At 61.5% G+C, this 20,906-nt stretch carries 20 protein-coding genes and 1 other RNA gene; 17 read left to right on the top strand and 4 right to left on the bottom strand.

Features of this window, described 5'->3' with window-relative positions:
- Positions 1-33: 33 nt before the first annotated feature.
- The 6 genes from ACEN42_RS13830 to ACEN42_RS13805 all read left to right on the top strand — a co-directional run bounded on the left by ACEN42_RS13830 (position 34) and on the right by ACEN42_RS13805 (position 5,838).
- A complete protein-coding gene (locus tag ACEN42_RS13830; RefSeq protein ID WP_371880222.1) occupies positions 34-1,005 on the top strand; it encodes a LysR family transcriptional regulator in 972 nt (323 codons plus the stop codon).
- A 108-nt stretch (positions 1,006-1,113) separates the two neighbouring features.
- Complete coding sequence (locus ACEN42_RS13825; protein ID WP_035497661.1) at positions 1,114-2,427, top strand: Glu/Leu/Phe/Val dehydrogenase; 1,314 nt, start codon at positions 1,114-1,116, stop codon at positions 2,425-2,427.
- A gap of 309 nt (positions 2,428-2,736) precedes the next feature.
- Positions 2,737-3,630 carry a glutamate/aspartate ABC transporter substrate-binding protein gene (locus ACEN42_RS13820; RefSeq protein WP_035497662.1) on the top strand — a complete coding sequence of 298 codons (894 nt, stop codon included), beginning with the start codon at positions 2,737-2,739 and terminating at the stop codon, positions 3,628-3,630.
- A 68-nt stretch (positions 3,631-3,698) separates the two neighbouring features.
- Positions 3,699-4,439 carry an amino acid ABC transporter permease gene (locus ACEN42_RS13815; protein ID WP_035497664.1) on the top strand — a complete coding sequence of 247 codons (741 nt, stop codon included), beginning with the start codon at positions 3,699-3,701 and terminating at the stop codon, positions 4,437-4,439.
- Positions 4,439-5,116: a glutamate/aspartate ABC transporter permease GltK gene (gene gltK / locus ACEN42_RS13810; protein ID WP_035497665.1), complete on the top strand. Its 678-nt coding sequence runs from the start codon at positions 4,439-4,441 to the stop codon at positions 5,114-5,116. Before ACEN42_RS13815 ends, gltK begins: the two co-directional genes overlap by 1 nt.
- Entirely contained in the window at positions 5,113-5,838 is a 726-nt protein-coding gene (locus ACEN42_RS13805; protein WP_035497667.1) for an amino acid ABC transporter ATP-binding protein, read from the top strand. Before gltK ends, ACEN42_RS13805 begins: the two co-directional genes overlap by 4 nt.
- Positions 5,839-5,886: 48 nt before the next feature.
- Here the strand turns inward: ACEN42_RS13805 and ACEN42_RS13800 are convergent, their stop codons facing one another.
- The gene (locus tag ACEN42_RS13800; protein WP_238209730.1) at positions 5,887-6,789 is read right to left on the bottom strand and encodes a class II glutamine amidotransferase; all 903 of its coding nucleotides are present in this window, start codon (positions 6,787-6,789) and stop codon (positions 5,887-5,889) included.
- 179 nt (positions 6,790-6,968) lie between these two features.
- On the opposite strand from ACEN42_RS13800, the gene pyrC reads away from it, so the two are divergent.
- From pyrC to rnpB, 3 genes are all read left to right on the top strand, one after another.
- Positions 6,969-8,039 (top strand): dihydroorotase, encoded by a 1,071-nt coding sequence (pyrC, locus tag ACEN42_RS13795; protein WP_371880221.1) that lies wholly within the window; start codon positions 6,969-6,971, stop codon positions 8,037-8,039.
- A 10-nt stretch (positions 8,040-8,049) separates the two neighbouring features.
- Positions 8,050-8,862 (top strand): DUF3025 domain-containing protein, encoded by an 813-nt coding sequence (locus ACEN42_RS13790; RefSeq protein ID WP_371880220.1) that lies wholly within the window; start codon positions 8,050-8,052, stop codon positions 8,860-8,862.
- A 12-nt stretch (positions 8,863-8,874) separates the two neighbouring features.
- Positions 8,875-9,288: RNase P RNA component class A (rnpB, locus tag ACEN42_RS13785), an RNA gene on the top strand.
- Positions 9,289-9,354: 66 nt separating this feature from the next.
- On the opposite strand, the gene ACEN42_RS13780 is transcribed toward rnpB, so the two are convergent.
- Positions 9,355-9,777, bottom strand: coding sequence for an OsmC family protein (locus ACEN42_RS13780; RefSeq protein WP_035497674.1), 423 nt, complete (start codon positions 9,775-9,777; stop codon positions 9,355-9,357).
- A gap of 572 nt (positions 9,778-10,349) precedes the next feature.
- Here ACEN42_RS13780 and rplM point away from each other — a divergent pair.
- The 3 genes from rplM (at position 10,350) to erpA (ending at position 11,759) form a co-directional block, all read left to right on the top strand.
- Positions 10,350-10,778, top strand: a complete 429-nt coding sequence (rplM, locus tag ACEN42_RS13775) for a 50S ribosomal protein L13 (RefSeq protein ID WP_008351572.1) — start codon at positions 10,350-10,352, stop codon at positions 10,776-10,778.
- A gap of 11 nt (positions 10,779-10,789) precedes the next feature.
- Entirely contained in the window at positions 10,790-11,182 is a 393-nt protein-coding gene (gene rpsI, locus ACEN42_RS13770) for a 30S ribosomal protein S9 (RefSeq protein WP_035497678.1), read from the top strand.
- A 211-nt stretch (positions 11,183-11,393) separates the two neighbouring features.
- The gene (gene erpA, locus ACEN42_RS13765) at positions 11,394-11,759 is read left to right on the top strand and encodes an iron-sulfur cluster insertion protein ErpA (RefSeq protein WP_035497680.1); all 366 of its coding nucleotides are present in this window, start codon (positions 11,394-11,396) and stop codon (positions 11,757-11,759) included.
- Positions 11,760-11,823: 64 nt separating this feature from the next.
- Here erpA and ACEN42_RS13760 read toward each other — a convergent pair whose 3' ends face one another.
- Positions 11,824-12,915 carry an anhydro-N-acetylmuramic acid kinase gene (locus tag ACEN42_RS13760; RefSeq protein WP_371881130.1) on the bottom strand — a complete coding sequence of 364 codons (1,092 nt, stop codon included), beginning with the start codon at positions 12,913-12,915 and terminating at the stop codon, positions 11,824-11,826.
- Between the two features lie 383 nt (positions 12,916-13,298).
- Here ACEN42_RS13760 and tyrS point away from each other — a divergent pair, with 383 nt between their 5' ends.
- Genes tyrS through ACEN42_RS13745 form a run of 3 tightly spaced genes read left to right on the top strand, consistent with a single transcriptional unit; the run spans position 13,299 to position 15,668 of the window.
- A complete protein-coding gene (gene tyrS, locus ACEN42_RS13755; RefSeq protein WP_371880219.1) occupies positions 13,299-14,558 on the top strand; it encodes a tyrosine--tRNA ligase in 1,260 nt (419 codons plus the stop codon).
- 4 nt (positions 14,559-14,562) lie between these two features.
- Positions 14,563-15,021, top strand: a complete 459-nt coding sequence (dtd, locus tag ACEN42_RS13750) for a D-aminoacyl-tRNA deacylase (RefSeq protein ID WP_035497684.1) — start codon at positions 14,563-14,565, stop codon at positions 15,019-15,021.
- Entirely contained in the window at positions 15,018-15,668 is a 651-nt protein-coding gene (locus ACEN42_RS13745; protein WP_371880218.1) for a histidine phosphatase family protein, read from the top strand. The genes dtd and ACEN42_RS13745 overlap by 4 nt, the downstream gene beginning before the upstream one ends.
- A 423-nt stretch (positions 15,669-16,091) precedes the next feature.
- Here ACEN42_RS13745 and ACEN42_RS13740 read toward each other — a convergent pair whose 3' ends face one another.
- Positions 16,092-17,495 carry a transposase gene (locus ACEN42_RS13740; RefSeq protein ID WP_371880217.1) on the bottom strand — a complete coding sequence of 468 codons (1,404 nt, stop codon included), beginning with the start codon at positions 17,493-17,495 and terminating at the stop codon, positions 16,092-16,094.
- 191 nt (positions 17,496-17,686) lie between these two features.
- On the opposite strand from ACEN42_RS13740, the gene ACEN42_RS13735 reads away from it, so the two are divergent.
- Positions 17,687-17,938 (top strand): PBPRA1643 family SWIM/SEC-C metal-binding motif protein, encoded by a 252-nt coding sequence (locus ACEN42_RS13735; RefSeq protein WP_371880216.1) that lies wholly within the window; start codon positions 17,687-17,689, stop codon positions 17,936-17,938.
- Between the two features lie 255 nt (positions 17,939-18,193).
- Positions 18,194-20,902 (top strand): type VI secretion system ATPase TssH, encoded by a 2,709-nt coding sequence (tssH, locus tag ACEN42_RS13730; protein WP_371880215.1) that lies wholly within the window; start codon positions 18,194-18,196, stop codon positions 20,900-20,902.
- Positions 20,903-20,906 lie beyond the last annotated feature (4 nt).

Below are 20,906 nucleotides of genomic sequence, written 5' to 3'. Positions count from 1 at the left end.
TTCGCCGAACACGCGCCTCGCGCTCGAAATCGCATGGAACTGAAATGGCTGGAAGACTTCGTTTCGCTAGCGGAGACGCGCAGCTTTAGCCGCTCGGCCGAGCTTCGACACATCACGCAGCCCGCATTCTCGCGGCGCATCCAGGCGCTGGAGGCGTGGCTCGGCACGGAGCTCATCGACCGGTCGGTGTATCCGACGCGGCTCACACAAGCCGGCAACGTGTTCTACGAGCAGGCGCTCGCGATGCTCTCGCAGTTCCACGAAGCGCGCACGCTGCTGCGCGGACAGGGCGGTGTGCCCTCGGCGACCATCGAGTTCGCTGTGCCGCACACGCTTTCGCTCACGTACTTTCCGCGCTGGCTCGAACATATCGAGGCGCGGCTCGGGCGCATCCGCACGCGCCTGCGCGCGCTCAACGTTCACGATGCGGTGCTGTCGCTCGTCGAAGGCGGCTGCGATCTCGTGATGGGGTATCACCATCCAAGCCATCCGGTCGCGCTCGATCCCGCGCGCTACGACATGCTCACGCTTGGCGCCGAACCGATCAGTCCGTTCTCCGCGGTCACCAAGGGCGGACGCGCGCGCTTCGCGCTGCCCGCGACCGCCGAATCCCCGGTTCCTTATCTGTCGTACACGCCTAATGCGTATCTCGGACGCATGACCGAAGTCATCATCGCGACCGCGCCCACGCGGCTCTATCTCGACAAGGTCTATGAAACCGACATGGCCGAAGGCCTCAAGGCGATGGCGCTCGCCGGGCACGGCGTCGCGTTCCTGCCGCACAGCGCCGTGGAAGATGCTCTCGAAGAAGGGCGGCTCATCCGCCTCGATCGCGGCACGCGCGGCACGCCCGCCGGCCAGTTCACGCTGACGATGGAAATCCGCCTCTATCGCGACAAGCTCGCAGCCCAAGGCGAGGAGCCGCGACAGGCGTTGATGCGCGCGCTATGGGATGCGGTCGGTGAGGAACTGTTGAAGGCATCGCCCGGGAAGCCCGCCGCATAAGGCTCAGCGACGTTATGCATAAATTGCATGATGGGATAAGGAAACGGCATTGGATTTGGAAACGGCGTTTTTCGACAATGAGCCCATTCCTTCACCGCTGGAGCATCAATGTCTGCCTCGAAGCAACCTGTGCAAGCGCCGGACGCAAAACACGCTATCCCGTCGTATCTCCATGCCGATGATCTCGGTCCCTGGGGAAACTATCTTCGCCAGGTCGATCGCGTCGCCCCGTATCTCGGTTCTCTCTCGCGCTGGCTCGAAACCCTCAAGCGCCCGAAGCGCATTCTCATCGTCGATTGCCCGATCGAACTCGATAACGGCACCGTCGCGCACTTCGAAGGCTATCGCGTGCAGCACAACACGTCGCGCGGCCCGGGCAAGGGCGGCGTGCGTTATCACCAGGACGTGACGCTCTCCGAAGTGATGGCGCTGTCCGCGTGGATGTCGGTGAAGAACGCGGCCGTGAACGTGCCGTACGGCGGCGCGAAGGGCGGTATCCGCGTCGATCCGCGCACGCTGTCGCGCGGCGAGCTCGAGCGCGTAACGCGCCGGTACACCAGCGAGATCGGCATCATCATCGGGCCGAACACGGACATTCCCGCGCCGGACGTGAACACGAACGAGCAGATCATGGCGTGGATGATGGACACGTACTCCATGAACCAGGGCCAGACGGCGACGGGCGTCGTGACCGGCAAGCCGATCTCGCTCGGCGGCTCGCTCGGCCGCAAGGAGGCGACGGGCCGCGGCGTGTTCGTCGTCGGCACGGAGGCGGCGCGGCGCATCGGCATGGATATCGAAGGCGCGCGCATCGCGGTGCAGGGCTTCGGCAACGTGGGCGGCATCGCGGCCAAGCTGTTCCAGGAAGCGGGCGCGCGCGTGATCGCCGTGCAGGATCACACGGGCACGATTCACAACTCGAAGGGCATCGATGCGGTCGCGCTGCTCGATCACGTCGCGAAGAACGGCGGCGTCGGCGGCTTCGCGGGCGCGGATCCCGTGCAGGCCGAAGAGTTCTGGATGATCGAAAGCGACATCCTGATTCCGGCCGCGCTGGAAAACCAGATCACCGAGAAGAACGCGTCGAAGATTCGCACGAAGATCGTCGTCGAAGGCGCGAACGGCCCGACCACGACCGCGGCGGACGACATCCTGACCGACAAGGGCGTGCTCGTGATTCCGGACGTCATCGCGAACGCGGGCGGCGTGACGGTTTCGTATTTCGAATGGGTGCAGGACTTCTCGAGCTTCTTCTGGACCGAGGACGAGATCAATCAGCGTCTCGAACGCGTGATGCGCGAAGCGTTCGCCGGCGTGTGGCAGGTCGCGAGCGAGCACAAAGTGTCGGTGCGCACGGCGGCGTTCATCGTCGCGTGTACGCGGATTCTGCAGGCGCGCGAGATGCGCGGTCTCTATCCCTGATCCGGTGCGACGGCGCGTTCGCCGCAACGGTCCGCGGGATGCGGGCAGAGTTCGCGCCCTTTGAATGATGCGGGCGGCATTTCCTCGGAAATGCCGCCCGCATTTGCATGAAAGCTACAAGTCGACCGGCTAGTTGTATTCGGTCAAGCATCCGCGCGAAAACGCCAGTAATATGCGCGGTCGCAACCAGTTGCAACCCTACTGCAATCGGGCGTCTCACAAATAAGACGGCTTGGGTTAACAATCATTCTTTCAGAATAATTACCCTGCTAAACTTGCCCCGGTTTTTCGCCACAGGAGATCGAACACATGAAGGTTAAAAAGGCTGCGCTGCTCGTCGCCGCGCTCGGGTTTCTCGCAACCGGCGCGTACGCGCAAGACGCCGGCACGCTGAAGAAGATCAAGGACACGGGCGTGATCTCGCTGGGGCATCGCGAATCGTCCATTCCCTTTTCCTACTATGACGACAAGCAGAACGTCGTCGGCTACTCGCACGAGTTCGCGCTGAAGGTCGTCGAGGCCGTCAAGCAGAAGCTGGGCATGCAGGATCTGAAGGTCAAGCTCACGCCGATCACGTCGCAGAACCGCATTCCGCTCGTGCAGAACGGCACCGTCGATATCGAGTGCGGCTCGACCACGAACAACGCCGAACGCCAGCAGCAAGTCTCCTTCTCGAACACGATCTTCGTGATCGGCACGCGCCTCATGACCAAGAAGGATTCGGGCGTGAAGGACTGGGCCGACCTGAAGGGCAAGACCGTCGTGACCACGGCCGGCACCACGTCCGAGCGCCTGCTTCGCAAGATGAATCAGGACAAGAACATGGGCATGAACATCATCAGCGCGAAGGACCACGGCGAGTCGTTCCTGACGCTGTCGACGGGCCGCGCGGTCGCGTTCATGATGGACGATGCGCTGCTCGCCGGCGAGCGCGCCAAGTCGAACAACCCGAACGATTTCGTGATCGTCGGTGCGCCGCAATCGCATGAAGCGTACGGCTGCATGATCCGCAAGAACGATCCCGAGTTCAAGAAGGTCGTCGACGACGCGATCGCCAAGGTCGAAACGTCGGGCGACGCGGACAAGATCTACAAGAAGTGGTTCGAAAGCCCGATCCCGCCGAAGGGTCTTAACCTCAACTTCCCCGAAAGTGAAGACATGAAGGCTCTCTACAAGAGCCCGAATGACAAGGCAATCGACTAACCGGTTCGAGTCTCGAACGAACGAAACGGAAGGAGCTTGCTTCTTCCGTTTCTTTTTGGAGTGAGTCCATGTCTTACCACTGGAACTGGGGCGTCCTGCTGAGTCCGGTTTCGACCGGCGAGCCCACCACCTATCTCGGCTGGCTGATCTCCGGCTTCTGGGTGACGATTACCGTGTCGCTCGCGGCCTGGGTGATCGCGCTCGTGGTCGGCTCGTTGTTCGGCATCTTGCGCACGGTCCCGAATCGCACGCTGGCGGGCATCGGCACCGTCTACGTCGCGATCTTCCGCAATATTCCGCTGATCGTGCAATTCTTCGTCTGGTATCTGGTGATACCGGAGCTGCTGCCGCCTTCCATGGGCAACTGGTTCAAGCAACTGCCGCCGAGCGCGCAGTTCTTCTCGTCGTCGATCATCTGTCTCGGGCTCTTCACCGGCGCGCGCGTATGCGAGCAGGTGCGCTCGGGCATCAACGCACTGCCGCGCGGACAGCGCAACGCGGGTCTCGCGATGGGCTTCACGCAATGGCAGACGTATCGTTACGTGCTGATGCCGGTCGCGTACCGCATCATCGTGCCGCCGCTCACGTCGGAATTTCTCAACGTCTTCAAGAATTCGGCGGTGGCGTCGACCATCGGTCTGCTGGATCTGTCCGCGCAGGCGCGCCAGCTCGTCGACTACACGGCGCAGACCTATGAGTCGTTCATCGCGGTGACGGTCGCCTACATGCTCATCAATCTGGTCGTGATGCAGTTGATGCGCTGGGTCGAAGCGAAAACGCGGCTGCCTGGCTACATCGGAGGCAAGTAATGCATCAGTTCAACTGGAGTGACATTCTTGCGCAGTGGCCCACGCTGATGACGGGCGCCAAGATCACGTTGCAGATCACGGTGCTCGCGATCGTCGTCGGCATCGTGTGGGGCACCGTGCTCGCGCTGTTCCGCCTGTCGGGCGTGAAGCCGCTGCAATGGTTCGCGAGCGCATACGTCACGCTGTTCCGCTCGATCCCGCTCGTGATGGTGCTGCTGTGGTTTTTCCTGATCGTGCCGCAGCTGCTGCAGAACGTGCTCGGGCTGTCGGCGGACATCGACATTCGTCTCGCTTCGGCGATGGTCGCGTTCTCGCTGTTCGAGGCCGCGTACTATTCGGAAATCATTCGCGCGGGCATTCAGGCGGTGCCGCGCGGTCAGGTGAACGCGGCCTTCGCGCTCGGCATGACGTACGGGCAGGCGATGCAGCTCGTCGTGCTGCCGCAGGCGTTCCGTGCGATGGTGCCGCTTCTGCTCACCCAGGCGATCGTGCTGTTTCAGGATACGTCGCTCGTCTACGTCATCAGTCTCGCGGACTTCTTCCGCACGGCGACGAACATCGGGGATCGCGACGGCACGTCCGTCGAAATGGTCCTGTTCGCGGGTGCGTGCTATTTCGTGATCTGCGTGGTGGCGTCGGCCCTCGTCAAAAGTCTTCAGAAAAAGGTCGCAAGATGATCTCTATCAAGAATGTTTCCAAGTGGTACGGGCAGTTCCAGGTGTTGACGGACTGCACGACCGAAGTGAAGAAGGGCGAGGTCGTCGTGGTGTGCGGCCCGTCGGGTTCGGGCAAATCGACGCTCATCAAAACCGTGAACGGCCTCGAGCCGTTTCAGAAGGGCGAGATCACGATCAACGGGCAATCGTTGACCGACAAGAAGACCAACTTGTCGAAGCTGCGCTCGAAGGTCGGCATGGTGTTCCAGCACTTCGAACTGTTTCCGCATCTGACGATCACGCAGAACCTGACGCTCGCGCAGATCAAGGTGCTCGGCCGCTCGAACGACGAAGCGATGCAGAAGGGTTTGAAGCTGCTGGATCGCGTGGGCCTGCGCGCGCATGCCGACAAGTTTCCGGGCCAGCTTTCCGGCGGTCAGCAGCAGCGCGTGGCGATTGCGCGCGCGTTGTCGATGGATCCGATCGCGATGCTCTTCGACGAGCCGACGTCCGCGCTCGATCCGGAGATGATTAACGAGGTGCTCGACGTGATGGTCGAACTCGCGCAGGAAGGCATGACCATGATGTGCGTGACGCACGAAATGGGCTTCGCGAAGAAGGTGGCGAATCGCGTGATCTTCATGGACAAGGGATTGATCGTCGAGGACGATCAGAAGGAAGCGTTCTTCGCGAATCCGCGATCCGATCGCGCGAAGGACTTCTTGGCGAAGATCCTGCACTGACCCTGTCGTGAAAGAAAAACGGCGCTTCCGAAAAGAAGCGCCGTTTTTTTATTCGATCCCGAGTTCCGATTCCACCGCTGCCGTCGTCCGGATCTCGCCCGCTTCGAGCGCCGATCCGACGCACGCCTTCGCGAGCGGCTCCGCCGCCTTCTTCGCGATTTCCTCCGGCACGGGAATATTCACCGTGCGCGAGAGATCGCCTTTCTGGAACATCGCGAGATCGCCGGGCGCGAAGCGCGTCCAGGTTTCATTGTCGGTGAGCGGGGACGTGGCGATCACGGCGACGCGGTCTTCCGGCGTCGTGTACTTGGCGAAGTCGATCGACATGTCCGCGTCGATCAGATGCGCCGTCGAGAACGGCCAGCTGCGCACCAGATAGTACAAATGCGTCGAGCAGTGCGAGAAGAGCGCCTGTCCGTTCGACATCAGGAAATTGAAGACGCCGTATTGCGTGATGTCGCGGGTGAGCACGGCGAGCGCGTCGAAGAGTTCGTCGAGCGGCGGCTGCGAGCACGGAAACGCGCGGCGCAGGCCTTGCAGCAGCGCGCAGAACGCGAGCTCGCTATCGGTCGTGCCGACCGGCTGATACACGCCGGTGAGTTCGGGCGAATGGCCTTTCAGATCGCCGTTGTGCGCGAAGATCCAATGACGGCCCCACAACTCGCGCATGAACGGATGGCAGTTCTCGAGCAGGATATGCCCCTGCGTCGCCTTGCGGATATGCGCGATCGTGTTCTTCGATTTGATCGGATAACGCTTCACCATGTCGGCGAGCGGCGAGCTGGCCGACGACTGATGATCGATGAAGAGCCGGCAGGCCTTGTCTTCGAAGAACGCGATACCCCAGCCGTCGGCATGATGATCCGTGACGCCGCCGCGCGCCGCGAAACCGGTGAACGAGAACGTCACGTCGGTCGGTTCGGCGCAATTCATTCCGAGAAGTTGGCACATGATGCTGGGGCGGGCGGCTTATGGCCTGTTGTTACAATACGTACGACAAGCATATCACCGAGGTCGGGCCGAAAAAATCGCGCAACCGCTCATAACGGCGCGCGTTGTGGAATTCCCACGGCGGTTTTTCCTCTCCTCGCGTGGACTTGCGCCATTCCAACGTTCCCCGTCATCACGCCATGTCCGCTAACTCATCCTCGCCCAATTCGCTCACGATCGCGCGTCCCGACGACTGGCATCTGCACGTGCGCGACGGCGCGACGCTCGCGGCGGTCCTGCCGCACACGGCGCGCCAGTTCGGCCGCGCGATCATCATGCCGAACCTGAAGCCGCCCGTGACGACCACCGCGTTGGCCGCGGCGTACCGCGAGCGCATCCTGGCGGCGCTGCCGAAAGAGGGCGCGGCCGCGCGCTTCGAGCCGCTGATGACGCTCTATCTCACCGACAACACGCCGCCCGACGAGATCCGTCGCGCGAAAGACAGCGGCTTCGTGCATGGCGTGAAGCTGTATCCGGCGGGCGCGACGACCAATTCCGACGCGGGCGTGACGGACCTCGGAAAGTGCGCGAAGACGCTCGAAGCGATGCAGGAAACCGGCATGCCGCTCCTGGTGCACGGCGAAGTGACCGATGGCGACATCGACGTGTTCGATCGCGAGAAGGTCTTCATCGACCGCGTGATGACGCCGCTGCGCCGCGATTTTCCGGCGCTGAAGGTCGTGTTCGAGCACATCACGACGAAGGACGCCGCCGATTACGTGCGCGAGGCCGAAGGTCCGATCGGGGCGACGATCACCGCGCATCATCTGCTTTACAACCGCAACATCATGCTGGTCGGCGGCATGCGGCCGCATTACTACTGCCTGCCGGTGCTCAAGCGCGAGACGCATCGCGTGGCGCTCGTCGAAGCGGCGACGTCCGGCAATACGCGCTATTTCCTCGGCACGGACAGCGCGCCGCATCCGAAGGGCCTGAAGGAACACGCGTGCGGCTGCGCGGGCTGCTACACGGCGCTGCACGCGCTCGAACTCTACGCCGAAACCTTCGACAAGGCCGGCGCACTCGACAAGCTCGAAGGCTTCGCGAGCTTCCACGGCGCGGACTTCTACGGCCTGCCGCGCAGCAAGGAAACGGTGACGCTGGAACGCGGCGCCTGGACGTTGCCCGCCGAATTCACCGCCGGCGACTCGACCATCGTGCCGTTGCGCGGCGGCGAGTCGATCAACTGGCGCTTCTCCGACGCGCATTGACGCCGCGAACGTGAGCGCGGGTTTCGCCGATATCGACTGGGCGCGGCCCTGGCTCGCGTCGATCGAAGCCCGCGGCAGGCGCTGGCAGGCGGCGGCGCTCGCCGGTTACGACGAATACCTCGCGACGCTCAACGAAGACGCGGCGTCGGCCTCGCTCGTGACCGGGCGCGGCGAGCCGCTTGCGTTCATCGCACAGGAAGAACTGCCGGTCGGCGCTTCGTACGAAGGGCATATCGCGCAGACTGGCCGCGTGCCGACCCGCCACAATTTCCACGATTTCTTCAACGCGTCGATGTGGTTCGCGTATCCGCGCATCAAGGCGACGCTCAACGCGCGACAGGCGCAGCAGATCGATGCGCTCGGCGTCGGACCGACGCGCGGCGGCGTGCGCGACGCGCTCACGCTCTTCGACGAAAACGCGGTGCTTTTCGCCTGCGCCGACGCATCGCTCGCCGATGCACTGCGCGGCTTCGGCTGGCGCACGCTGTTCGTCGACGAGCGCGCGGCGTGGGGCACGCGCTGCGAGGCGCGCATCTTCGGGCACGCGTTGCTGGAAAAGCTCGTTGCGCCGTACAAGGCGTGCACGGGGCACGCGTGGATCGTCGACGTTCCCGCCGACTATTTCACGCTCGACGATGCCGCGCGCCGCGCGCTGATCGACGAACGTGTGGCGCAGGGCCTGAACGCCGGGCCGCTCGATAGCCGCGCGTTCGCGCCGCTGCCGGTGCTGGGCGTGCCGGGCTGGTGGACGGCGAACGCATCTCCCGATTTCTACGACGATGTATCCGTGTTTCGCCCGGGCCGCCGTAATCGCCAATGTTAGAATCGATGCCGCAAAGCGGGCCAGGCAATCGCGGCCTCGACGGTTTCGGCCGAAAAGGGCGAGGAAAGTCCGGACTCCACAGGGCAGGGTGATGGCTAACGGCCATCCGTGGCAACACGCGGAACAGGGCAACAGAAAGCAAACCGCCGATGGCTCCGGGCGCAAGTCCGGAGATCAGGTAAGGGTGAAACGGTGCGGTAAGAGCGCACCGCGGACGTCGCGAGACGATCTGGCACGGTAACCTCCACCCGGAGCAATTCCAAATAGGCAGGCGTGCATCCACGCGATGCAGGACGGGGCCCCCGTCCGTCTGCGGGTAGGAAGCTTGAGCGCGTCAGCAATGGCGCGTCTAGAGGAATGATTGCCACGCGCGTTCGGTTTCGGTCGGCGCGTGCACAGAATCCGGCTTATCGGCCCGCTTTGTCGTCATTCAAAAGAGAAGAGCCGGCGTCTTTCGACGTCGGCTCTTCTCATTTCCGCTTGCGGGCAGGCTTACGCTTCGACGATCTCGAACGAATGCGTGAGCTCCGCAGTCTTCGCCAGCATGATCGACGCCGAGCAATACTTGTCGTGCGACAGGTTGATCGCGCGCTCGACCGTCGCCGGGTTCAGGTTCTTGCCGGTCACGGTGAAATGAAAATGGATCTTCGTGAAGACCTTCGGATCTTCGCTCGCGCGATCCGCCTTGAGCGTGACCGAGCAGCCCTGGATTTCCTGGCGGCTCTTCTTCAGGATCATCACGACGTCGTAGGCAGTGCAGCCGCCGGTGCCGAGCAGCACCATTTCCATCGGGCGCGGCGCGAGATTGCGGCCACCGCCTTCCGGTGCACCATCCATATTGACGAGATGGCCGCTTCCCGTTTCGGCGGCGAAGGCCATGCCGTCTTGTCCCATCCAGCTAACTTTGCATTCCATGCTCAGGCTCCAGCTGCTCAGCGCGTCGTTACAGAAACTTTATTGTAGCGGTTCAGGGATTCTCGACGGGTCGCTGCTTAGAGCATCCACGGGTTGACGAAGCGAAAATCGGCGAGGCGGTTCGTCCTTCGACAGCAAGATTTCAAGTCGAGGATGGCCTCTAAAGCCAAAATAGGCCGGATGATCGACGCGAAACTTTCATAAGTACATGAAAATACGCGAAAATTCTGGATGACGCTCATCGTCTTCATATTTCAAATAGTGAAACTCACTTTCACCATGCAAATCTTCTTGCTTTGCAGCATGACCGTGCCTATACTCGTTCCTGTCTCCTCCACCTCCTCCTTGGTGGATTAAGCCCGAGCCTCAGCTGCCCGGGCTTTTTTTCGTCCTCGCGTCGCGCAAAGCAAATCTTTGACGCAGCAGCCAAATTCCCTTTATAATTCAAAGTTCTCTTCGCTACACGCCCGCGGAGAGAGGCTTGTGAGAGCCTGCACGCGTCTCGAACGCACTCATATAAGCAGGGCCGAACAACGCAAAGTTCAAGGGCAGATCAATTTTTTGGATCGATCATGAAGACGTTTTCCGCAAAAGCCGAAGAGGTGACGCGCGAATGGTACGTGATTGACGCGACGGATAAGGTTCTCGGCCGTGTCGCCAGCGAAGTGGCACGCCGTCTTCGCGGCAAGCATAAGCCTGAATTCACACCGCACGTCGACACCGGTGATTTCATCATCGTCGTCAATGCCGGCAAGCTGAAGGTCACCGGCAACAAGACCACGGACAAGAAGTACTATCGTCACTCGGGTTACCCGGGCGGCATCTACGAAACGACGTTCGGCAAGATGCAAGAGCGTTTCCCGGGCCGCGCGCTCGAGAAGGCTGTCAAGGGCATGCTTCCGAAGGGTCCGCTCGGCTACGCGATGATCAAGAAGCTGAAGGTCTACGCCGAAGCAACGCATCCGCATACGGCTCAACAGCCTAAAGCGCTCGAGATCTAAGGGGAGCCCACATGATCGGTAACTGGAACTACGGTACGGGCCGCCGCAAGAGCGCCGTCGCTCGCGTCTTCATCAAGTCGGGCAAGGGCGAGATCATCGTCAATGGCAAGCCCATCGCCGACTATTTCTCGCGCGAAACGTCGCTGATGATCGTGCGTCAGCCGCTCGAACTCACGAACCACGGCACCACGTTCGACATCAAGGTCAACGTGAATGGCGGCGGTGAGACGGGTCAAGCAGGCGCGGTCCGCCACGGCATCACGCGTGCGCTGATGGACTACGACGCTACGCTCAAGTCGCAACTGTCGAACGCAGGCTTCGTCACCCGCGACGCGCGTGAAGTGGAACGTAAGAAGGTCGGTTTCCACAAGGCACGCCGCAGGAAGCAATTCTCGAAGCGTTAAGCGCTTCGGCGTTTCGCCGTTGTCGGACACCGGCTACCGGCGAAACTGCTGCAAAAGCCGCCCGCACCTTGGTGCCGGCGGCTTTTTCGTTTTGGCGCGCCAGAACAGGATCATGTCGAATTTGCATATAGCCCATTGATTTCATGGACATTCGGCACGATATTGAGATCAGCCCTACAATAGCGGTTAGAAGCTTAATTGGAGAGTTCGAATGAGCGCTGTCAGCGACACCCCCACGACCGAAATGCCGTTGCCGTTCGTCTTCACCGACGCGGCTGCAGACAAGGTCAAGCAATTGATCGATGAAGAGGGCAATCCGGATCTGAAGCTGCGCGTGTTCGTGCAAGGCGGCGGATGCTCGGGTTTCCAGTACGGTTTCACGTTCGACGAAGAAGTCAACGAAGACGACACCGTGATGGACAAGGCAGGCGTGCAGTTGCTGGTCGACTCGATGAGCTATCAGTATCTCGTCGGCGCGGAGATCGACTATAAGGACGACATCAACGGCGCGCAGTTCGTCATCAAGAACCCCAACGCCACCACGACTTGCGGTTGCGGTTCGTCGTTCTCGGTCTGAGCACGAATCAATCGATGTAAGCGAAACGGAGCCTTCGGGCTCCGTTTTTGTTTTTCCGCGCGCTTCAGTGCGGGTAGATCGCGCCGAGCACCCGCCCACCCGATGCGCCCGTCACCGCGGGCAGATTGCCCGGCTCGCGCGCGACACAGCGCATCGCGAGCCACGCGAACGCAAATGCTTCGACCTGCTGCGGCGGCACGCCGAGCGCCTCGGTCGTCATGACGGGCACGCCTGCGACGCCGCCGTCTTCCAGCGCCTGCTGGAGCATCTTCATCAAAACCGGATTGCGCGCGCCGCCACCGCACACGTACACGGCGCGCACATCCGACGCGTGACGCGCGATCTCACGGGCGACGGTGGTTGCGGTGAGCGCGGTGAGTGTCGCCTGAACGTCGGCGGGAGCGAGGCTCGCGAAGGCGGCGAGCTTCGCGTCCATCCATGCCGGGTTGAACAGATCGCGGCCCGTGCTTTTCGGCGGGGGCAGTTCGAAGAACGGCTCGTCGAGAAGGGCGTCGAGCAGCGCCGGATGCACCTCGCCTTGCGCCGCGAATTGGCCACCATCGTCGTAGGCTCGTTGCAGATGACGCAACGCCCATTCGTCGATCAACGCGTTCGCCGGGCCGCAATCGAAGCCGCGCACTTCGCCGCTTGCCGCAAGAATCGTGATATTGCTGATGCCGCCCAGATTGCACACGACGCGCGTTTCGTTCTTTTCGCCGAAGAGCGTCGCGTGAAACGCCGGCACGAGCGGCGCGCCCTGGCCGCCCGCGGCGACATCGCGGCTGCGGAAATCGGCGATCACGTCGATGCTGGTCATCTCCGCGAGCAGCGCGGGATTGTTGATCTGCCGCGTGTAGCCCTTCTCCGGCCGATGCCGCACCGTCTGGCCGTGAACCCCGATCGCGCGCACCTTCGCCGCCGAACAGCCGCTCATGCTCTGCAATTCGTGGCAGCAGACGGCGTAGCGCGTCGCGAGCGCATTGGCGGCGAGCGCCTCGCGTTCGAGCTCGTTGTCGCCGGGCGATTGCAGTTCGAAGAGCGCATCGCGCAAGCCTTTCGAGAAGGACACATGCGCTTCGCCGATCACGACAGGCGGCTTGCCCGTCGCGAATTGCACTGCGACGCCGTCCACGCCATCCATGCTGGTTCCGGACATCAAACCGAAGTACACGCCATCCGCCTTGCCGGTTTCGATTGCTTCGGTTTTCTTGGGCACGCTGCTCTCCTCTTCGATGCCATGTTGCGGGTTTTGCTCAAGCGGCGATTATCCGCGTTATGGGTCGAATCGTTAAGACGCGTCTGGCGTGGTCTTGTATCGACCGATGCATTCCGACACGAAACGGCGCGAATGACCGCGTCATCGCGTAAAATCCTGAGCCTGAACAAGCAATTGCGCGAGATTTCGTCATTTTCCGCGCGCGCCGCGTTTCGACGCGCGGCGTCCCATCCGGCCACGCCGGACCGCTGCGACGGCATCGAGGCCAGATCGCGCCGCCGTTCGCCAGTCATCGAACCCTTTTGACTTCACAAGCCGCAAGCATGACCACAGATTCCAACGCTTCTTCCGCGCCCGCCGCCGCGCAGAGCTTTCCGATCACCGACGATGTGAAAAACGCGCTCGCCATCGCGAAACGCGGCTGCGACGAACTGCTGATCGAAGACGAATTCGCGCAGAAGCTCGCAAGAAGCGCGGCGACGGGCAAGCCGCTGCGCATCAAGCTCGGTCTCGATCCGACGGCGCCCGACATCCACATCGGCCATACGGTCGTGCTGAACAAGATGCGTCAGTTGCAGGATCTCGGCCATCAGGTCATTTTCCTGATCGGCGACTTCACTTCGCTGATCGGCGATCCGTCCGGCCGCAACGCGACGCGCCCGCCGCTCACGCGCGAGCAGATCGAAAGCAACGCGAAGACATATTTCGAGCAGGCTGCGCTCGTGCTGGATCGCGAGAAGACCGAAATCCGCTACAACAGCGAATGGTCGATGCCGCTCGGCGCCGACGGCATGATCAAGCTCGCATCGCGTTACACGGTTGCGCGCATTCTCGAGCGCGAGGATTTCACGAAGCGTTTTCAAGGCGGCGTGCCGATCTCCATCCACGAATTCCTGTATCCGCTGATGCAGGGTTACGACTCCGTCGCGCTGAACGCGGATCTCGAACTCGGCGGCACGGACCAGAAGTTCAACCTGCTCGTCGGCCGCGAATTGCAGAAGCAGTACGGCCAGGAGCAGCAGTGCATCCTGACGATGCCGCTCCTCGAAGGCCTCGACGGCGTCGAGAAGATGTCGAAGTCGAAGAACAACTACATCGGCATCAGCGAAAAGCCGACCGAGATGTTCGGCAAGGTGATGAGCATTTCGGACGTGCTGATGTGGCGTTACTTCGAGTTGCTGTCGTTCCGCAGCATCGAGGAAATCGCGCGCTTCAGGAAAGAGGCCGAGGGCGGCCGCAATCCGCGCGACTTCAAGGTGATGCTCGCACAGGAGCTCGTGACGCGCTTCCACTCTTCGTCGGATGCGGAACGCGCGCTCGACGACTTCAATCATCGCGCGAAGGGCGGCGTGCCGGACGACATTCCGACGGTGACGCTCGCGGGCGCGCCGCTCGCGATCGGCCAGTTGCTGAAGCAGGCGGGTCTCGTGCCGTCGACGAGCGAAGCGCTGCGCAACATCGAGCAGGGCGGCGTGAAGATCGATGGCGCGACCGTCTCCGACAAGGGCCTGAAGATCGAAGCGGGCGAGTTCGTGGTGCAGGTGGGCAAGCGCCGTTTCGCGCGCGTCACGCTGACCGCTTGAGCCGATGATCGCGCTCATACAGCGTGTGAAGCGCGCCGATGTGCGCGTGGGTGAGCGCGTGACCGGCGCGATCGACGCGGGCTTGCTCGCGCTGGTCTGCGCCGAGCGGGGCGACAACGAAGCCGCCGCCGACAAGCTCCTCGCCAAGATGCTTGCCTACCGCGTGTTCAGCGATGCCGCGGGCAAGATGAACCTCCCGGTGCAGAACATGGATGGCGCGGGCCGCGCGGGCGGCGTCCTGCTGGTCTCGCAATTCACGCTTGCCGCGGATACGTCGAGCGGCCTGCGCCCGAGTTTCACGCCCGCCGCTCCGCCCGACGAAGGCAAGCGGCTTTTCGATTACTTCGTCGAGCAGGCGCGCGCGAAGCATCCGATCGTCGAGACGGGCGAATTCGGTGCGGAGATGCAGGTGTCGCTCGTCAATGACGGGCCGGTTACTTTCTGGCTTCAGGTGCGTCCATGACGACTCAGGTCCTTTTCATCCGGCACGGCGAGACCGACTGGAATCGCATCAAGCGCATTCAGGGGCATATCGACATTCCGTTGTCCGAGCACGGCTTCCTGCAAGCCGAACAGCTCGGAGCACGCCTTGCTCGCGAAAACCGTATCGACGCGGTTTATTCGAGCGATCTGCAACGCGCGCAGCAAACGGCGCGTCCTTTCGCGGATGCGCTGGGGCTCGAATTGCGTTTGTCGGAAAAATTGCGCGAGCGATTTTACGGCGCGTTTCAAGGCCACGACAGCGATGAGATCAGCGATAAATTTCCCGCTGAATACGTCGAATGGCAGACGCGCGATCCCGGTTTTTCACCGCCCGGCGACGGCGAATCGCAGCGCGTGTTTTATCACCGCGTCGTGCATGCGATGGAACCGATCGTTGCCGCGCATCCGGGCGGACGTATCGCGGTCGTCGCGCATGGCGGCGTGCTCGATTGCATTTATCGATTCGCGATGAAGCTGTCGCTGCAGGAACCGCGCATGTGGCCGTTGCTCAATTGCAGCGTCAATGTGGTGGACTTTGAGGGCGGCGGCGCGATGGTTGTGTCGTGGGGTGATGTCACGCATCTGACCACGGATACCGACGACGATAGTTTTCGCAGAAAGGTCTAGCCCTCTTTCGTTGACGACGCGACGCAACTCGTTTCAGTCTTCATTCGCTGCGTGGTGAACTACGCACGCTAAATTTATACTCTGCATGCCTTCCAGGTAAACGCATCATTTGACGTTTAGGAAGAAGCGGCCCGCGCGTGCGTTGTAGTCAGTCGCCCGCTGGCTCTCGGCTGCAACACCATTCGAGTGATCCACACTACGGCGCTTCAGCCGAATTCCTGTCACTTCGACAGATCCCATTCGATAATTGTCTTGACCTACTAATCATTGGCGTGGTGAGTGGCGATCCTGACATTATCGCGTCGGCGGCGCGATTAAAAATTAAGCAAATGTTGTGAGTATTGTCTTCGGGCAGCCTTTGCTGGAATATTAGATTGACTATTTAAGCGCCTCGAGAGTGCCGTGTTCGGCGCGGTCTTGAAGCTATGTGGCCAGGCGGAACATCTCGAAGTTGTCAGGGTCCTGCCTTTCGGCGATGAATTTCGCAAAGAAATTGGTTTTAGTGCTATTCACGAGAAATTCGGGCAGGCATTGGCGTAGTGCATTGGCGACGACCAATTCCGATGGGGGGATGCCGGGGCGGATGGTGCGCAGCCAGGATGCAAATGAACTCCAGACGAGTGAAGGGAACACCACTGCCAGGTACTGAAGCAGTCCCTGACAGATAATGCCGGCCTGGATGAAGACGTGGTAGGCGTGTGTCTTGCGCTTAATGGCGTTGCGGTACTCGAGGGATTCGCGATGAAGGTATTGATCGCGGTTTTTGCGGCCAAGCGGCTTCATGTCTTGCATCCAAAAGTGGTAGGCGAAAGTGCCGATCCGATGTACCGCCTGTTTGAAGGTGTGTTCGATCTTGAAGCGCAACCCGTACAAGCGAATGATCTGGATGGGATCGAGGCTGAGATCGGTGCACATCAACAGGCACGAACCCCTGCAAGGGTGAATCACTGCCACGAAGCGAACCACCCGTCCTCCGCACGCAGGCCACAGTAGATCGCGGACACGATACTGAATGGTGAGGTCGTGCTCGCCATAGACAGGGCTGGCGGCTGATTTCGAGAACTGGGGTTCAGCCAGGAGCGATTTCAGTTTGACCTTGTCACCGTAAAGTCTGGGGCGGCCTCGTTTGCGCGGTCCTTGCTGCAGGTACGGGACATAGGCGACTGCATTGGATTTCACGCGTGTGACCAGGTGGTTGTCCTGATCGCGCAGGCCTTTGACGATCTTGCGAGCAGCGTAGTAGGCATCGGCGACGAAGTAGAACGGCTCCTTCACCGAGACGATATCCAGCAGCGCAATCATCTTGTCGAGCAAGGTACGCCGATCGCGGTTGGACCACACGAGACCTTCGTGAATGCGCACGGCCAGCGGTATGGCAAAGACGCTCTGGGCGGCCCCCACGAGTATGCTGACCGCCTGCATGGAGTGTCCCATTATGTATTCGGGCTTGCTGTTGGAGTCGGACTGTTGATGCAGCAGTTTGACGCCGGGCATCTTCTTGCCGGACTTGGCCACCTTGATGCCGTCTCCGACCAGGACGCGCCGGCCATTGACGCGTAGCGGATCCGGGAACAGGCGCAACACCGCCTGAGTCCACAGCGCCGTGAGCTGATCGAGTTGCACGGCGTTGCTGTGCAAGCTGTCACGCAGCTTGTTGTACAGAGCAGGTCGCAGCTTGAGTGCACGCACGACGCTGGTCACGCCCAACAACTCGGTGCGCACCGTGAAGCCGGCCACGACGGTTGCGAACCACATGAAGCTGCGCAGGCGCGAGAACGCCGGGCGCAGTAACCAGATCGCGTCCCACCAAGCCATCCAAAGCGTCATCGTTAGTCTTCGAGCTTTCGTATTGACTAGTTTGCATAGTACTACTAAATTAGTAATCTAAAGAACGGCAGTTGAAAAAACTGCGCCGGGGAGGTTACGAATGTTTTAACCAACCGTACAGGCTTATATGCTGCACGAAACGGGCGTCAGGTTTAATCTCCGCCCCCTTAACCGCAATCACAGGATCGAACATGCCAAAGATTGGCTCAGAACAACGACCGATCATTGTCCGAGTGACGTCAGATGATCGTGCTCACTATGTGGCGCGAGTATGCCAGCAGAACGGCTGGCATTACATCATTGGCTTCGAAGGTTCAGAGGACATTTCTGACCTTGAGAATGCGCTCAATCCACCGTTACCCATGCAGTCCACGAAGGTGGAGCGCAATATCCCATGTCCCTGCGGCTCGGGGCGCAAATACAAGAAGTGCTGCGGCTCTTAGGCGAACGGGAGTGGATCGCCGAGAAGTGGACTGACGCTCTCGATCGTCGAATCGAGACCGTGAAAAGGGCGAGCAAGAACTCGGCACTCTTGAGTTAAGCGCCTGTCCGAATAATTTAGATAGCAGGATTGTTGGTCGATCGAGATAAATTTGTTGCAAATTTGTAGTTAGGAGTACGTTTCAAAGAATTTGGGGAAAAGACCGCCGTCTGCTGGTGCGGCGCAAGTCGAGCGTTAAAAATAACATATACCAAGTATGACCATTTCTCGTCAGGCGCTTTTCGGTAAGCTAGGCGTCACGCTTTACCGAAGCATCGAATCAGCCACCTCCTTCTGCAAGTTGCGTGGAAATCCGTACGTCGAGCTCGTGCACTGGTTGCACCAGATCCTGCAGCAACCCGACAGCGATCTGCACCGTATCGTGCGACATGCGGGCATCGACCGCGACGCTCTCGATCGCGACTTCACCCGTGCGCTCGCTTCACTGCCCGCGGGCGCGAGTTCAATCAGCGATTTTTCCTGGCATATCGAAACGGCCATCGAGCGCGCGTGGGTTCTCGCCACGCTGAGTCACAGCGATCGCCGCGTGCGCGGCGCGTGGCTGCTGGCGGCCCTGGCGGGTAACGCAGAACTGCGCCGCGTGCTGCTGTCGATCTCTCCCGCGTTTGCCAAAATTCCGGTCGATCAGCCCGATGAACTGTTCGTCGCATGGATCGACGGCTCGCCCGAAGCGGAGGACCGCACGTACGATCATAGCGAATTCGATCCGGATTCCGCACCTGGCGAAGCCTCCGGTGCTATGCCGGCTGCCGGCAAGGGCGCTGGCCTGGAGCAATACTGCACCGACATGACGGCGCGTGCCCGTGCGGGTGAGATCGAGCCGGTGATCGGCCGTGAGTTGGAAATCCGCACGATGATCGACGTGCTGTTGCGCCGTCGGCAGAACAATCCGCTGCTGACCGGCGAGGCAGGTGTCGGCAAGACCGCCGTGGTCGAAGGGCTGGCCCTGGCGATCGCCTCCGGCAACGTGCCTCCCAGACTCGCCGATGTGCGGCTGCTCAGCCTCGACGTCGGCTCACTGCTCGCTGGCGCGAGCATGAAGGGCGAATTTGAGGCACGTCTGAAGGGCGTGCTCGAAGCGGCGACCAAATCCGCTGCGCCAGTGATTTTGTTCATCGATGAGATTCATACGCTGATCGGCGCGGGCGGCCAGGCAGGGACTGGCGATGCTGCCAACCTGATGAAGCCTGCGCTCGCACGCGGCAAGGTGCGTACCGTCGGCGCGACGACCTGGGCTGAATACAAGCGGCACATCGAGAAGGATCCCGCGCTCATCCGGCGCTTTCAAGTGCTGCAGGTCGGCGAGCCGTCCGAGGCGGCGGCCATCGATATGGTGCGCGGGCTCACGCAAACGTTGTCGCATCATCACGGCGTAGTCGTACGCGACAGTGCAATTCGCTCGGCGGTTACGCTGTCGCATCGCTACATTCCCGCGCGTCAGTTGCCTGACAAGGCCATCAGCCTGCTCGACACGGCCTGCGCCCGAGTTGCGCTGTCGCTGCACGCGACGCCGCGCGAGCTGGACGACGTGCGCCAGCGCCTGGCCGCGGCCCGCGCGGAGGAAAGCCTGCTCGCCCGGGAGGCGCAGTTGGGCATCGAATCCGGCAAGACGTTGAGCCAGGTGCGCACGCGTATCGACGAACTGGCGACGCGCGAAATCGCCGTCGACACAGACTGGCGCAAGCAGGCCGAAGCGGCCCAGAAGCTGCTCGCCGCACGCGAAGCAGTGTCGGCGGCCGCGTCGCATCAAGTCAGCGACGAGGCGGATGCGCAACCGGCTCCATCTTTGGATACGCTGCGCGCGCTCGAACGTGCGCTGGCCGAATTGCAGGGCGACAAGCCGCTAGTTTTCCCCGAAGTGGACGATGCGATCGTCGCCGAAATCGTCTCGGACTGGACCGGCATTCCGGTCGGCCGCATGATGACCGACGAGCTCAGCGCCGTCCTTGCGCTCCCCGACACGCTGGAAGCCCGCGTGATCGGCCAGAGCGACGCGTTGCGCCGCATCGGTGAGCTCGTGCAGACGGCTCGCGCCGGTCTCACCGATCCGAAAAAGCCACTCGGCGTGTTCCTGCTCGTCGGTCCGTCCGGCGTCGGCAAGACTGAAACCGCGCTGGCGCTTGCCGACGCGCCATACGGTGGCGAGCAGAACCTGATCACCATCAATATGAGCGAGTATCAGGAAGCGCACACGGTGTCGGGGCTCAAAGGCGCGCCACCGGGTTATGTCGGCTACGGCGAAGGAGGGGTGCTCACCGAAGCCGTCCGCCGCCGTCCGTACTCGGTTGTCCTGCTCGATGAAATCGAAAAAGCGCATCACGACGTTCACGAGATGTTCTTCCAGGTGTTCGACAAGGGCTACATGGAGGACGGTGACGGCCGCTACATCGATTTCCGCAACACCGTGATTCTGCTGACCAGTAACGTCGGCAGCGATCTCACTTCCAGCTTGTGCGCTGATTCGTCGCTCGCTCCCGACGCGGCGGCGCTGCGCGAGGCGCTCACGCCCGAACTGCTCAAGGTGTTCCCGGCTGCGTTTCTTGGACGCGTGACAGTGGTTCCGTATCGTCCGCTGGCCGATGACGCGCTCGGACGCATCGTGCGTCTCCACTTGAATCGCGTGGTCAGCCGCATGGCGCAGAACCACGGCATTGCGCTTGGCTACAGCGACGCCGTGATCGACTACATCGTCGCGCGCTGCCTCGTGCAGGAAACCGGCGCGCGAGTGCTGATCGGCTTCATCGAGCAGCACATATTGCCGCGTCTGTCCGCCCTTTGGCTCGACGGATTCGCAGCCCGGAAGAAGATTGCGCAAATCGCGATCGAAGTGACTGACGCGGATGCCGTGCCTTCGGGCGCGCTCGCCTTCGAGGCTGAATGCGCGCCTGCCGGCGAGCCGGACTAAGCAG

Source organism: Caballeronia sp. S22, assembly GCF_964261745.1.
GTDB classification, from domain to species: domain Bacteria; phylum Pseudomonadota; class Gammaproteobacteria; order Burkholderiales; family Burkholderiaceae; genus Caballeronia; species Caballeronia jiangsuensis.
The sequence above is the reverse complement of the archived record's forward strand: the minus strand, read 5'-3'. Positions and strand labels throughout refer to the sequence as shown.

Coding starts and splice junctions, on each gene's coding strand:
- ACEN42_RS13800 (WP_238209730.1), bottom strand. CDS start 6,789: ATGTGCCAACTTCTCGGAATGAATTGCGCCGAACCGACCGACGTGACG.
- pyrC (WP_371880221.1), top strand. CDS start 6,969: ATGTCCGCTAACTCATCCTCGCCCAATTCGCTCACGATCGCGCGTCCC.
- ACEN42_RS13825 (WP_035497661.1), top strand. CDS start 1,114: ATGTCTGCCTCGAAGCAACCTGTGCAAGCGCCGGACGCAAAACACGCT.
- dtd (WP_035497684.1), top strand. CDS start 14,563: ATGATCGCGCTCATACAGCGTGTGAAGCGCGCCGATGTGCGCGTGGGT.
- ACEN42_RS13745 (WP_371880218.1), top strand. CDS start 15,018: ATGACGACTCAGGTCCTTTTCATCCGGCACGGCGAGACCGACTGGAAT.
- ACEN42_RS13815 (WP_035497664.1), top strand. CDS start 3,699: ATGTCTTACCACTGGAACTGGGGCGTCCTGCTGAGTCCGGTTTCGACC.
- ACEN42_RS13805 (WP_035497667.1), top strand. CDS start 5,113: ATGATCTCTATCAAGAATGTTTCCAAGTGGTACGGGCAGTTCCAGGTG.
- erpA (WP_035497680.1), top strand. CDS start 11,394: ATGAGCGCTGTCAGCGACACCCCCACGACCGAAATGCCGTTGCCGTTC.
- ACEN42_RS13760 (WP_371881130.1), bottom strand. CDS start 12,915: ATGTCCGGAACCAGCATGGATGGCGTGGACGGCGTCGCAGTGCAATTC.
- rplM (WP_008351572.1), top strand. CDS start 10,350: ATGAAGACGTTTTCCGCAAAAGCCGAAGAGGTGACGCGCGAATGGTAC.
- tyrS (WP_371880219.1), top strand. CDS start 13,299: ATGACCACAGATTCCAACGCTTCTTCCGCGCCCGCCGCCGCGCAGAGC.
- ACEN42_RS13830 (WP_371880222.1), top strand. CDS start 34: ATGGAACTGAAATGGCTGGAAGACTTCGTTTCGCTAGCGGAGACGCGC.
- ACEN42_RS13820 (WP_035497662.1), top strand. CDS start 2,737: ATGAAGGTTAAAAAGGCTGCGCTGCTCGTCGCCGCGCTCGGGTTTCTC.
- gltK (WP_035497665.1), top strand. CDS start 4,439: ATGCATCAGTTCAACTGGAGTGACATTCTTGCGCAGTGGCCCACGCTG.
- ACEN42_RS13740 (WP_371880217.1), bottom strand. CDS start 17,495: ATGACGCTTTGGATGGCTTGGTGGGACGCGATCTGGTTACTGCGCCCG.
- tssH (WP_371880215.1), top strand. CDS start 18,194: ATGACCATTTCTCGTCAGGCGCTTTTCGGTAAGCTAGGCGTCACGCTT.
- rpsI (WP_035497678.1), top strand. CDS start 10,790: ATGATCGGTAACTGGAACTACGGTACGGGCCGCCGCAAGAGCGCCGTC.
- ACEN42_RS13735 (WP_371880216.1), top strand. CDS start 17,687: ATGCCAAAGATTGGCTCAGAACAACGACCGATCATTGTCCGAGTGACG.
- ACEN42_RS13780 (WP_035497674.1), bottom strand. CDS start 9,777: ATGGAATGCAAAGTTAGCTGGATGGGACAAGACGGCATGGCCTTCGCC.